We start from the raw sequence: 11,984 nt of genomic DNA, 5'->3' as shown, positions 1-11,984 counted from the left end.
CGACTCATTCACACTTCAACGCACGTAGCGGGTAAGTCGCACCGGCCTGGCTCCTGAGGATGGCGGCCTTCGTTGAAGTTCTAGCGCCCATGACGACGAGGGCGCGCTTCGGCACGTCTTTTCTTGGCCCGACGAATCAGACAGTCGGAAGTGGCCACACTGTGCGGACAAGAAAAACCACTGTCAACCGTCGAAGCTTTTTCGCAACTGGGCCGTAAGCCGCAGAACTAAATGGCCTTTTACCGACACAGTGGCAAAACATAGGGGCGGTGACACAAGGTTCGCTGCGGTGAAGTCGCGGTCGGCAGAGGCTACTCGGGCAGGAAGCTATAGGTATAGAGCACCGGGTTGTGAATGATGAGCTCGTAGTCCTGGCTGTGCGCTTGGGAGGTGAGGGAGTAGACCTCGAGACGGGTTAAAGGCGTGCACGGTGATGAGGAGGGCCACGGCAGTCACCACGAGGGTTGCCGCGACGGCGACGAGGGTGTTGCGTGTGACTGTGCGCATCGGAAGACTTTCTGTTGGGAGAGATGGTCGCGTATAGGCTCATTCTCTATGGCAGAGCATAAGATTTACTCGTTTGCGTTTGGTGACATCTACGACGCCTATGTGGCGAAGGCCGAGCGGAAGGAGCCCACGGAGTCGGAGGTGCGTGAGCTCATCCAGTGGATGACGGGCTACGACGATGACGGCCTTGACGAGGTGCGTGCTGATGGCACGACCATGCGGGAGTGCTTTGAGAAGGCGCCGGCGCTCAACCCTGCCAGGGAACTGGTGACGGGCAGCATCTGCGGCGTGAAGATTCAGGAGTTGGAAAACCCGCTGATGAAACTGATTCGCCAGCTCGACAAGGTCATTGACGAGCTGGCGAAGGGCAAAGCAATGGAAAAGATTAAGCGGTCAAACGCTTAACGGCCTCGCGGATGACCTCGGGGCGCTTGCAGAAGGCGAAGCGCACGAAGTTCTTCCACGGCTCGGGGTTGTCCGTAAAAGGGGACAAAGGGATGGCGGCGACGCCGCGCTCGGCAGGTAGGCGGGTGCAGAATTCGATGGCGTCTTCGTGGACGTCGGCCACCAGGTAATAGGTGCCAGGGGTAGCGAAGACTTCGTATCCCAGCGAGGCCAGGCCTTCAGCGAGGATGTCGCGGCACTCTTCGAGGCCGGTGACCATGTTGGTCTGCCACTGCTGCTCGTGGGTGAGGGCGTGGGCGACGGCGGGCTGGAAGGGCGTCGTGGAGACGAAGGACATGAACTGCTTGGCCTTGATGACGCCGTCGAGTAGCTCCGGAGTCGCGATAGCCCAGCCGGTCTTCCAGCCGGTCGCGTTGAAGGACTTGGCGGCAGACGAGATCTTGATGGTGCGCTCGGCCATGCCCGGCAAGTCGCGCACGGAGGTAAAGGAGCCGTGGAAGACGAGGTCCTCGTAGACTTCATCAGCGAGGATAAGGAGGTCGTGCTCGACGCAGAGCTCGGCAAGGGCGTCGAGTGCGGGGCGGGAGAAGACGGAGCCCGTCGGGTTATGCGGAGAGTTGATGATGATCATCGCCGTCTTGTCCGTCACGGCGGCGCGCACGGCGTCTACGTCGAGGTCCCACGTGCCGACGGTAGGGGTGAGGGGGACGGGGACGCGGGTGGCATCGGCAAGCGCGATGGCCGCGGCGTAGGCGTCGTAGTAGGGCTCGAGGACAATGACCTCTTGGCCGGGCTCGACGAGGCCGAGGACGGTGGCCGTGATGGCCTCCGTGGCGCCGGCGGTGACCACGAGGTGGTCGGTGGGGACGCCGTAGTGGGCGGAGAGGGCATCGAGAAGCTGGGGCACACCGCGCAGGGGCGCGTACTGGTTATGGCCGGTGGCGATCTGCTCCTGGGCGATCTCGAGCATGCGGGCGGGGCCGTCGGTGTCTGGGAAGCCCTGGCCAAGGTTAATTGCGTTGTGCTTGGTGGCGAGGGCGGTCATGGTGGAGAAGACGGTCTCGCCACACTGCTGGAGGCGCTGGACTGTCATTAGAGCACCAATAAATCGAACTTGGTGGCCTTGACGTCCGTGAGGCGCTTGCGGGCGCGGTCGAGGCGGTGCCACTCTTCCTCGGGGATGGAGGTGCGCGCGATCTTGACGATGTCCTGGTCAGGCGTGCCCCAGGCGATGGGCATGGGGGTGATCTGCTGCCAGTGGTCCTGGTCGCTGCTGGCGCGGTGGCCGGAGACGGCGGCGACGGGAATCTTCGTGCCGACGGTGCGGTTCGCCAGGCCCGGGATAGTGGTGACGGTGCGCAGTGCTGCGCCCCAACGCGGTGGGAGGTTCGGGTCGACGTTGGTGTTGACGAGAGCCATGAGGACCATGTCGCGCTCGTTGACCTCGGCGATGACGGCGGGGGCGAGCGGATACGCGTTGTAGAGCTCCTGGGCGGTGCCGACCTTGCGGGAGGCGACGACGCCGACGATGGCCATCATGATGCCGAAGAGCGCTAGGCCGATGCCGATGGTGATGGACCAGATGGCGTCTACGAGGACGTAGACGGCGATGCCGGCGAGGATGAGCACGAGGCCCATGACGAGACCCGAATTGCGTAGACGTACGGAGTCGCGGAGAAGTTCGTTGTTTTTCTTGGCGAACGCCTCGTCGACGTCGAATTTGAAGATCTTCATAGTTCCTCCAAGTCTAGTGCGTCCACGAGCCGGTACGCGTAACCCTGCTCCGCGAGGAAGCGTTGGCGGTGGACGGCGTATTCGGCGTCGAGGGTATCGCGGGTGACCAGCGTGTAGAAATGCGCCTCGCGCCCGTCCGACTTAGGCCGCAGCAGGCGGCCCAGCCGCTGGGCCTCCTCCTGGCGGGAGCCGAAGGTGCCGGAGACCTGGATGGCCAGGGCGGCCTCGGGAAGGTCGATCGAGAAGTTGGCGACCTTGGAGACAACGAGGGTGTGGATCTCGCCGTCGCGGAATTGCTGGAAGAGTTTCTCGCGCTTGGCATTGGAGGTCTTTCCATGAATGACGGGTGCGCCTATGCGCTTTCCGATGCCCTCGAGCTGCTCGAGGTAGCCGCCGATGATGAGGGCTTGCTGGCCTTCGTGCTGCTTGAGCAAGGTTTCGACGACATGGTCCTTGGCTTCGGCGGAAGCGGCGATGCGGTAGCGGTCGCGCGGCTGGGCGGTGGCGTAGAGCATGCGTTCCTCGGGGCCGAGGTCGACGCGAACCTCGACGCAGTCGGCGGTGGCGATAAAGCCCTGCTGTTCGAGCTCCTTCCAAGGCGCGTCGTAGCGCTTGGGGCCGATGAGGGAGAAGACGTCACCCTCGGCGCCGTCCTCGCGGACGAGAGTGGCGGTAAGCCCGAGGCGACGGCGAGACTGGAGATCCGAGGTCATGCGGAACACGGGTGCGGGCAGGAGATGGACCTCGTCGTAGATGATAAGGCCCCAGTCGCGGGAGTCGAAGAGCTCGAGCGCGCGGTATTCGCCCTTCGTCTTGCGGGTGACGACCTGGTAGGTGGCGATGGTGACGGGTTTTATTTCCTTCTTCTCGCCGGAGTATTCGCCGATTTCATTCTCGGTAAGCGTGGTGCGCTTGAGCAGCTCATCGCGCCATTGCCGGCCGGCGACGGTGTTAGTGACGAGGATGAGCGTGGTGGCCTGGGCCTTGGACATGGCGGCCGCGCCCACGACGGTCTTGCCGGCGCCGCAGGGCAGCACGACGACGCCGGAGCCGCCGGCCCAGAAGGAGTCCGCGGCGTACTGCTGGTAGTCACGCAGGTGCCAGTCATCCTCGGTGAGCGCGATGGGGTGGGACTCGCCGTCGACGTAGCCGGCGAGGTCCTCTGCGGGCCAGCCGACCTTGAGCAGCTCCTGCTTGAGGCGGCCGCGCTCTGAGGGCGGGACGGCGATGGTGTTGCCGTCGATGCGCGCGCCGAGCATGCCGCCGACCTTCTTGTGACGTTCGAGCTCGACGAGGATGGCAGGCTCATCGGATTCGAGGATGAGTCCGTGGGCCGGGTGGGCCTGGAGGCGCACGCGGCCGTAGCGCGACATTGTCTCCGCGACGTCGATGAGCAGCGCCTGCGGGACGGGGAAGCGCGAATACGTCTCGAGGACGTCGACGACTTGCTCCGCGTCGAAGCCGGCGGCGCGGGCGTTCCACAGCGCGAGCGGGGTGATGCGGTAGGTATGGATATGCTCCGGGGCGCGCTCGAGCTCGGCGAAGGGGGCCAGGGCTGCGCGGGCGGCATCGGCAAGCTCGTGGTCGACCTCAAGGAGGACGGTCTTATCCGACTGGACGATAAGCGGGCCATTCATTCGGCCCAGTTTAGTCCTTAAGCCGCGCGCTCATAATCCGGTGGAGGGGGAAGCGGACGGGGTGGCCGTCGCGGTCGAGGGCGTCGACCTGGCCGCCGGCGACGGTGAGCGGGGTGACGGTGACCTCGCGCGGGCGGCCGTTGCGGTCCGCGTAGCCCACAACGATGAGTCGGGAGCCGCGGGCGGCTGCCTCGATGAGTCCGATGTCCGGTCCTTCTGGAGTTTGATTGGGCTCGGCGGTGCGGATGGCGGCGACGGCACGCGCGACATCGGGCTCCTCGCGGCGGGGCGCGTGCGCGCGAGGCGTGGGCAGGAGCGCTGGCTCGGGGTGGACAGCGATGGAGGCGCCATGCTCGTCTTCGGCGGCGGGAGCGAAACCGTTGCTTCGTAGCTCTTCGAGGACGATGCCTAAGCGTTGCTGGGAGATGGCGACGGTGGGCGCAAGCAGCCTAAGGGAGTCCACGGCGGCGACGGCTTGGGCGAGCAGGGCCTCGTCCTCGCAGCGGACGTAAGCGAGCGCCGTGCCGGAGCGCAGTGTGCCGTGCCGGCGGGCGACGTCGTCGATGAGGAATTCCACGGCCTGAGGGACCTCGCCGAGGGCATGGGCCTGGAGGAAGTCCTTGATCTCCTGGGCCGTCATACCGGAGTCCATGCCGCGGCGCAGCGACTCGGTGGAGATGCGGTAGACGCTGGCCAGGCCCGGTGACTCGAGATCCGCGAGATTCTCCAGCGTGCGCAGCAGCTCCGTGACGAGCGGGCCCGGGGTGAGCACCGTCATGTCAGCCTGCATGATGAATTGCTCGACGGCCTCGGGCACGGGGCGCTCCTGGACGAGGGCGCCGCGGGCGGTAACGCCCAGCCACTGGGCCTCGGCGTGGAGGCGCTCGATGGTGGCCGGTTGCGTGTGCGCGGCGAAGAGAGGACTGGCAAAGCGGAGGTCTTCCCAGAACTCTTCGAGGTTGAGCGGTTGGCTGCTGTTCCTGTAGACGTCGAGGATTCTCGCCCGGTGGCGCGGCAGATAGTCGTGAGCGGTCTCCTGGTCGAGGCCGCGCTGCGACTCCCACGCGGCCCACGGGGAGGTCTCCCACGCGTCGAGGAGGACCTGGAGGCGGTCGGGGAGTGGGGCGTCGGCCCATTCTTGTGCCGCCTGCGTGGGAGCCAGGAAGTTGCCCTCCGGACCGCCCTTCGGTTCTCCGCGGCCGAGGAGGCGCGCGTGGAAGCCTAGCGCGATGAGTTCCTTGACGTAGTCCGTGTCGAGTTTCCTGGCCAGGTGTGCGAGGGGTCGGACGCCCACCGTCTTGTCCTTGAGCAGCTCGACCGGCTCTTGTCCCAGGATGTCGATGAGACGGCCCATGAGACGCACGACGTCGAGGCCCGCGGCGGCGCCGGCTTCGTTAGTCTTCTGGTCCTGTACCGGCCCACCTTGGCGGCCGGACGGCTCCAGCGGGATGTTGAGCGGCGCTTGGCCTCGGAGCGCGAGGCGCGTGGCCCGCGGCAGGCGGACGGTCCGCGCGTCGACGCGCTGGAGGAGCCCCGCCGCGATAAGCCGGGGGATGGGGCGCGCCGGGTCCGCGTCTGGGGCAGCGTCGCGCGTGGTGCCCAGGCCCGTGGGCGCGAGGGTCTCCAGCACGCGGCGTTGTTCATTGTCGAGTTTCTCGATATCCGCCGGGTCCACGGTGTGCTGTTCGAGCAGCGACCAGTCTGCGGGAAGTGCCGCCATGACCTCGCGGGGGACCATGACGCGGGAGTCGTCGGTGTTAAAGACGAGGGCTTTGTCTTTCAACGCGTCGATGACCGCGGCGGTGCCTGAAGGAGCGAACTCCACGGGTTCGAATTCTGCGCCGGCTGCCACGAGTCGTTCCAGTGTGGCCAGTTCTGCTGCGGTGCACGTGGCGAGCGCGCGGGCGAGGGAGGTGCGCAGGAGCAGGCGCGTGGCGAGCGGGGCAATGCCTGGGGGTAGCGGATGCGTGGCATCGGGGCGGTGAGTGAGGATGCGCGCGAGTTCATCGTCGCTGCGTTTGCCCAGCCAGGAGCGGAAATCAGTGGCTGGGGTGGCCAGCGTGTGAGAAGAAACCATATCGGGTGACAAGTCTAACCCCGATTAAGTTACGTTTTCCGCGCAGGTTTGGCAGAATATAGGGCATGTCGAATGTAGAGAAGAAGGGCCACGTGTCCCCGGCTTGGCCGAAGAACGACGCCCGCGAGCACGCAATTACCGAAATTTCCGCTCCGTTTGCCGGCGCTTCGAGCCCGTACGGTGACGACACTGTTCTGCCTCTCCCGGCTGAGAAGCTGAACTACGTTCACCCGTACACGCGCATCAACCGCTAAGGTTTCGGCGCACGCATGGCACCCTTCGGGGTGCCTTTCATCGTTTTCGGGTGGAGCAGGCGAGCAGAATCTGCCTCACTTCGTGGCTGCAGAGCCTCACTGGGCGCAGATTGTGGCGACTTTTGTTCGTGGCTACGCGACCCCAAAACCACGAAAGCCCACGCCGCTCCGCAGGGGAGCGCGTGGGCTGAACGCTATCGGTGCTTACAGGGAAGCGATGACAGCGGCAATCGGGTCGACCGAGTTGCGGTTGGCCGCGTAGAGGTTGTTGAGGGACTCGCGGTTGGCCTTGTACTGCTCCTTGAAGTTGGCGGGCAGCTGGTAGCCGTACTTAGTGGCGGTGTCCGTGATCAGCGCGTAGAGGTTGTCCACGGCGAGGTCATCGGACTCGGAGGAAGCCTGTGCCGGAGCGGCGGCCTCAGGCTGGACGGCAGGGGCCGGAGCCGGAGCCGGTGCCGGCGCCGGGGCGGCGTCGAGGTTGCGCGGCGTCGGGGCGGAGTTCAGGCCCAGGGACGCGGAGCAGGCCGGCCATGCGCCCCAGCCCTGTGCGGCGAGGGTGCGCTCGGCGACAGCAATCTGCTGCTCACGGGTGGCCTGGTTGGCGGTCGGGGCGAACTCGCCGCCGCCGTAGGCCTGCCAGGTGGAGGCGGAGAACTGCAGGCCGCCGTGGTAGCCGTTGCCGGTGTTGATGGCCCAGTTGCCGCCGGACTCGCACTGTGCGAGGCGGTCCCAGTCAGAATCCGGAGCCGCGGAGGCGGTCGGGGCCATGAGGGTGGCAGCGGCGCCGAAGGCAACGGTGGTGGCGGCGAACTTAGCGGCCGTGTGCTTCTTAGCGGAATGACGTCCCATGATTGAGTGTTCCTCTCTCTTCCCGCTATAAGTACTGAATGCGCGTCGGTCAAAAGTGTCGGGCTGGGTCAGGCTGCAACCGTTTGGATTGATAAGCGGGTGGTTGCCGGCCGTGAGCCGTGGTGCTCCGACTTAAGCGCTTGGGGGACACGGTACCGGTTTATAACGAAAGTGTCACGTTCTTTGACCTTTTCGTGACAATGTCCGCTCGCCGGAGCCGGCCGCCTAATGAAAAATCCCAGGTGAACGGATTTTGAGAAGCGTTACATCCAATTTTGTGAGACGCGCCACACGGGTCGCCGCGCCACGATTGTGCTGTGATTTCGCAACCGGCGGGCGCGTAGTAAAATGACATCTTCCCCTGAATACTCTTTTATCCCTAAGACACAAGAAAGTGGTGAGCCTCGTGCCTATCGGCAAAGTGAAGTGGTACGACGCGGAGAAGGGCTTTGGCTTTGTCTCCAATCCCGGCAGCGAGGACGTCTTCGTTGGACGTTCCGTACTCCCGGAGGGCGTTGAGGAGCTGGTGCAAGGCCAGCGCATCGAGTTCGACTTCGCGGCCGGCCGCCGCGGCCCGCAGGCGCTGCGCGTGAACGTGCTCGACAAGCCGCGTCGCCGCACCCCGTCCCGCAAGCCCGAGGAATTGGGCTCCATGATTGCAGACGTCATGACGGTCCTCGAGTCCCAGGTGCAGCCTTCGCTCACCGCAGGGCACTACCCGGACCGCAAGACCGGACGCGATGTCGCCGCCATCCTGCGCGCCATCGCCAAGGAGCTTGATTCATAGAAAACGCACCGCGCGTCACCGTGAGACCACAGTGACGCGCGTTTGTTATTGGGGAGAAGATTATTCAGCCGGGGCAGAAGACGTCGCCGTCGCCGCCGCGAGCTCATCCGGGGCAAGAGTAGACAGGGACCATACAGCCGTATACGGCGTTTCCTCGCCGCCCTCATTGGTGCCCAGCAGCACCGCAGAAATCTCCACGACGGCCAGGTGCGCCTTCTTGCCTTCCGATGCCCCCTCCACCGAGCCCGGAACTTCCACCACCGTCGTCTCGCCGGCGCCGTGGAGCTGCTCATCGTTGGCCGCCGGGTCGTCGTAGATGGTGAGCAGCTGCCACTGGTTGGACGCGATATCGTCAGGCACCTCGATCTTCAAGGTGTCATTCTCGCCGACGACGAGGTTGGGCACCTCGCCCTCGGGGCAGTCCGCGCCGGGCTCGCACACCATGTACGGGGCGACCTCCATGGATTCATCACCGACGGATGCGGTGACCTTAATATCCTGCGGCTGCGCCCCTGGCTTATTGCTGCGCCAGTTCTGGAAGAGTACGACCGCCACGACGATCACGACGACGGCGATGATGACCGCCAGTAATTGGAGGAGGGATTTCTTCTTAGCCTCTTTGCGCGTTGCCATGGTGCAAAATACTACTCGACGGACACTACGTGTCGGACGCAGCGGGCTCGAAGCTCACTCGGTACAGATCCGGCCAGCGCTTGCCCGTGACGTAGAACTGGTCCGTGCCCTTGATGTGCGCGATGCCGTTGAGCACGTTATTGGGATCGTCCGCCGCGTTATTCTTCACGCCCGACGCGTCGATGACGCCGGTGACCTCGCCGGTGGCCGGGTCGATACGCAGGATGTCCGTGCTAAACCACACGTTGGCATAGACGTGGCCGTCGACGCACTCGAGCTCGTTAATCTCGTTGACCGGTGCGCCGTCCCGCGTGACCGTGACGCGCGAGCGCTCCTCGAAGTTATCCGGGTCGAGGTGGCGCAGTTCCGCTGTGCCGTCCGACATGATGAGTTCGTTGTCGAGCGCGCACAGACCCCAGCCTTCGCCCTCGTAGTGGGCGCGGCCGGTTTCTTTCAGCGTCGCCGCGTTGTAGCGGATGGCCTCGCCGGCCTTCCACGTGAGTTGCCAGATGGAATCCTCAAACTGGGTAATGCCCTCGCCGAAGAGCTGCGGGTCCAGGTCGACCGACGCGCGCTCGTCGCCCGTGACCGGATCAAAGCGGTAGAGGCGGGACTCGCCGTACTGGCCGGTGCCTACCCACAGCTCGCCGTCCTCGGTGGTCTCGAGGCCCTGCGTAAACGACGTCGCATCAAAAGGCAGCGTCTCGTGGACGACCGCGGTGAGTTTCTCCACCTCGGCCGGGGCGGCGGAGGTGGGGGAGGAGGAACCATCAGTGCCGCACGCGGCGAGGAGCGCGGCGGGCACGATGAGCGCGGCGACCCCGGCGGCGACCTGCGACCGTGGAGTGGTCGCAGGGGGAGAGGAAAATCGGGCCGTGAGAGAGCGAAGCATACCTAAGGACGCTACCACGGCGCGGATGACCCATAATAGGAAGCGTGTCAAGCAAAAAGAGAGAGTCCACCCACCACAACCCGCTCCTCGGCGCGCGCGCTGTGGAGGTGGCGCGGGAGGCCGTTGCCGAGCTGGGCGAAGGGGGCATCGGCAAGCATATTGGCGTCGCCGGGCTCACGCGCAACGTCGCGACGCACCGCTTTGAGGCCGACATGCCTGGCTACCCGGGCTGGGAGTGGCAGGCGGTGCTCGCGTGCGCGGCGGGATCGGAGGACGTGACCGTCAACGAGGTCGCGCTCGTGCCCGGCGGCGACGCCCTCCAGGCACCCGAGTGGGTGCCCTATGCCGAGCGCGTGCGTCCCGGCGACCTCGGCCCGGGTGACCTCATGCCGGTGCCTGACGATGACCGTCTCGACGACTTTGGCAACCTCACCGAAGCCGCCGTCCAGGACGCCCGCACACGTTGGCGCACCGGCGAGTTCGGCCCGAATTCCGCCATGGCGGCTGCGGCCCCGCTGCAGTGCAAGACGTGCGCTTTCATGGTTCCGTTCATGCCCAACTTCGGAGTGTGTGCAAACGCATATTCCGCCGATGGCCGCGTGGTCCACGCCACGTATGGCTGCGGCGCGCACTCAAAAACCACGGTCACAGAGACCGACAACGAGCCCGGCCGCGCCTTCGACGACGAAAAGCCCATCTTCTGATCTAGTCCAGTTTTGCGTTTTTGCCTGTGGTGGGGGAATCTTTGCAGGTAAAACTCAATCCTCCTGGCACTAGGTAAAGGGGCTCTTGCTCGTGAAGACTGCTCTCGATCGGTATTTCCATATCTCTGAACGCGGTTCCACTGTAGGAACCGAAGTCCGCGCGGGAACGGTCTCGTTCTTCGCGATGGCGTACATCATCCTGCTCAACCCGCTCATCTTGGGCACCACACCCGACGTCAACGGCCACGCGCTCGGCATCCCGCAGGTCGCCGCCGCCACGGCGCTTATCGCCGGCATTATGACCATCGCCTTCGGCGCTATCGCCCGCTACCCATTCGCCATGGCGGCGGGCCTGGGTATGAACACCTTTGTTGCGGTCACGATGGTCGCCACCAAGGGCCTGTCCTGGCAGGAGGCCATGGGTCTCGTGGTCATCGAGGGCATCATCATCGTGCTGTTGGCCGTCTCCGGCTTCCGCACCGCCGTCTTTGAGGCCATCCCGCACTCCATGAAGGCCGCGATGGGCGTCGGTATTGGTATGTTCATCGCCATCATCGGCTTCGTGGACGGCGGGTTTGTCACCCGCGTGCCGGACGCCGCGCACACCACCGTGCCGGTTGGCCTGGGTATCAACGGCTCCATTGCGACCTGGCCGGCCTTCGTCTTCGTTATCGGCCTGCTCATCTGCGCCTTCTGCGTCATCCGCAACGTCCCGGGCGGCCTGTTCCTGGCGATTGTCATCACGACCGTCATCGCGATCATCCTGCAGGCTCTCTTCCCCAACGAGGACTGGGGCATGGCCACCCCGGGCGCCCCGTCGTCGCTCGGCGGCATGCCGGATCTCTCCATCGTGGGTGAGGTGAGCCTCTTCGGCGCGTTCACCAAGCTGGGCGTCGTCGCCACCGTGCTACTCATCTTCACGCTGCTGCTCACCAACTTCTTCGACGCCATGGGCACCATGACGGGCCTGGGCAAGCAGGGCGACCTCGTCGACGAGGACGGCGTTCTGCCGGACATGAAGAAGGCCCTGGTCGTCGAGGGCTTCGGCGCCGTGGCCGGCGGCCTGGGCTCCGCCTCCTCCAACACCGTCTTTGCAGACTCTTCTGCGGGCATCGCCGATGGCGCCCGCACCGGCCTGGCCAACATCACGACGGGTGTGCTCTTCCTGCTCGCCATGTTCTTGACCCCGCTCTATGAGATCGTCCCGATCGAGGCCGCCGCACCGGTCCTCGTCATCGTGGGCGTGCTCATGGCCTCCCAGATCACCGAGATCGAGTGGCACAAGATGGAGGTCGCCATCCCGGCGTTCCTCACCATCGTGGTCATGCCGTTTACTTACTCCATCGCCAACGGCATTGGCGTGGGCTTCATCGCCTTCGCTGCCATGGCTGTCTTCGCAGGCAAGGCCAAGCAGGTCCACTGGATCATGTGGCTCGTGGCCGCGATGTTTGTGGTCTATTTCGGCATGGGACCGATTTCCTCCGTTATCGTTTAGTTCGCTGCAT

Annotated in this window: 12 protein-coding genes; 5 read left to right on the top strand and 7 right to left on the bottom strand. The window is 65.0% G+C overall.

Features of this window, described 5'->3' with window-relative positions; genetic code table 11:
* Positions 1–555: 555 nt before the first annotated feature.
* Positions 556–912 carry a DUF2200 family protein gene (locus HMPREF2559_RS02645; RefSeq protein ID WP_070539462.1) on the top strand — a complete coding sequence of 119 codons (357 nt, stop codon included), beginning with the start codon at positions 556–558 and terminating at the stop codon, positions 910–912.
* On the opposite strand, the gene HMPREF2559_RS02640 is transcribed toward HMPREF2559_RS02645, so the two are convergent.
* Genes HMPREF2559_RS02640 through HMPREF2559_RS02625 form a run of 4 tightly spaced genes read right to left on the bottom strand, consistent with a single transcriptional unit; the run spans position 893 to position 6,360 of the window.
* The gene (locus tag HMPREF2559_RS02640) at positions 893–2,005 is read right to left on the bottom strand and encodes an aminotransferase class I/II-fold pyridoxal phosphate-dependent enzyme (RefSeq protein ID WP_070539460.1); all 1,113 of its coding nucleotides are present in this window, start codon (positions 2,003–2,005) and stop codon (positions 893–895) included. The genes HMPREF2559_RS02645 and HMPREF2559_RS02640 overlap by 20 nt on opposite strands.
* Positions 2,005–2,646, bottom strand: coding sequence for a DUF3239 domain-containing protein (locus tag HMPREF2559_RS02635; protein ID WP_066488329.1), 642 nt, complete (start codon positions 2,644–2,646; stop codon positions 2,005–2,007). Before HMPREF2559_RS02635 ends, HMPREF2559_RS02640 begins: the two co-directional genes overlap by 1 nt.
* On the bottom strand, positions 2,643–4,283 hold the full coding sequence (locus tag HMPREF2559_RS02630) for a DNA repair helicase XPB (protein WP_066488334.1): 1,641 nt from the start codon (positions 4,281–4,283) through the stop codon (positions 2,643–2,645). Before HMPREF2559_RS02630 ends, HMPREF2559_RS02635 begins: the two co-directional genes overlap by 4 nt.
* Before the next feature lie 10 nt (positions 4,284–4,293).
* Positions 4,294–6,360: a helicase-associated domain-containing protein gene (locus HMPREF2559_RS02625; RefSeq protein WP_070539459.1), complete on the bottom strand. Its 2,067-nt coding sequence runs from the start codon at positions 6,358–6,360 to the stop codon at positions 4,294–4,296.
* A gap of 65 nt (positions 6,361–6,425) precedes the next feature.
* On the opposite strand from HMPREF2559_RS02625, the gene HMPREF2559_RS02620 reads away from it, so the two are divergent.
* The gene (locus HMPREF2559_RS02620) at positions 6,426–6,614 is read left to right on the top strand and encodes a hypothetical protein (RefSeq protein ID WP_066488345.1); all 189 of its coding nucleotides are present in this window, start codon (positions 6,426–6,428) and stop codon (positions 6,612–6,614) included.
* A 204-nt stretch (positions 6,615–6,818) separates the two neighbouring features.
* On the opposite strand, the gene HMPREF2559_RS02615 is transcribed toward HMPREF2559_RS02620, so the two are convergent.
* Positions 6,819–7,463 (bottom strand): resuscitation-promoting factor Rpf1 domain-containing protein, encoded by a 645-nt coding sequence (locus HMPREF2559_RS02615; RefSeq protein WP_070539457.1) that lies wholly within the window; start codon positions 7,461–7,463, stop codon positions 6,819–6,821.
* Positions 7,464–7,869: 406 nt separating this feature from the next.
* Here HMPREF2559_RS02615 and HMPREF2559_RS02610 point away from each other — a divergent pair, with 406 nt between their 5' ends.
* Complete coding sequence (locus tag HMPREF2559_RS02610) at positions 7,870–8,250, top strand: cold-shock protein (RefSeq protein ID WP_066488595.1); 381 nt, start codon at positions 7,870–7,872, stop codon at positions 8,248–8,250.
* Positions 8,251–8,310: 60 nt separating this feature from the next.
* Here the strand turns inward: HMPREF2559_RS02610 and HMPREF2559_RS02605 are convergent, their stop codons facing one another.
* On the bottom strand, positions 8,311–8,883 hold the full coding sequence (locus tag HMPREF2559_RS02605; RefSeq protein WP_066510266.1) for a DUF2771 domain-containing protein: 573 nt from the start codon (positions 8,881–8,883) through the stop codon (positions 8,311–8,313).
* A 25-nt stretch (positions 8,884–8,908) separates the two neighbouring features.
* Positions 8,909–9,775: a glutaminyl-peptide cyclotransferase gene (locus tag HMPREF2559_RS02600; RefSeq protein ID WP_083297755.1), complete on the bottom strand. Its 867-nt coding sequence runs from the start codon at positions 9,773–9,775 to the stop codon at positions 8,909–8,911.
* Positions 9,776–9,819: 44 nt separating this feature from the next.
* On the opposite strand from HMPREF2559_RS02600, the gene HMPREF2559_RS02595 reads away from it, so the two are divergent.
* Entirely contained in the window at positions 9,820–10,479 is a 660-nt protein-coding gene (locus tag HMPREF2559_RS02595; protein ID WP_070539454.1) for a DUF3027 domain-containing protein, read from the top strand.
* 91 nt (positions 10,480–10,570) lie between these two features.
* Complete coding sequence (locus tag HMPREF2559_RS02590; RefSeq protein ID WP_068801954.1) at positions 10,571–11,974, top strand: NCS2 family permease; 1,404 nt, start codon at positions 10,571–10,573, stop codon at positions 11,972–11,974.
* Positions 11,975–11,984 lie beyond the last annotated feature (10 nt).

This window comes from Corynebacterium sp. HMSC072G08, from assembly GCF_001809185.1.
In the GTDB taxonomy this organism is placed as follows: Bacteria; Actinomycetota; Actinomycetes; order Mycobacteriales; family Mycobacteriaceae; genus Corynebacterium; species Corynebacterium phoceense.
This window is presented reverse-complemented; position numbering and strand designations above follow the sequence as displayed.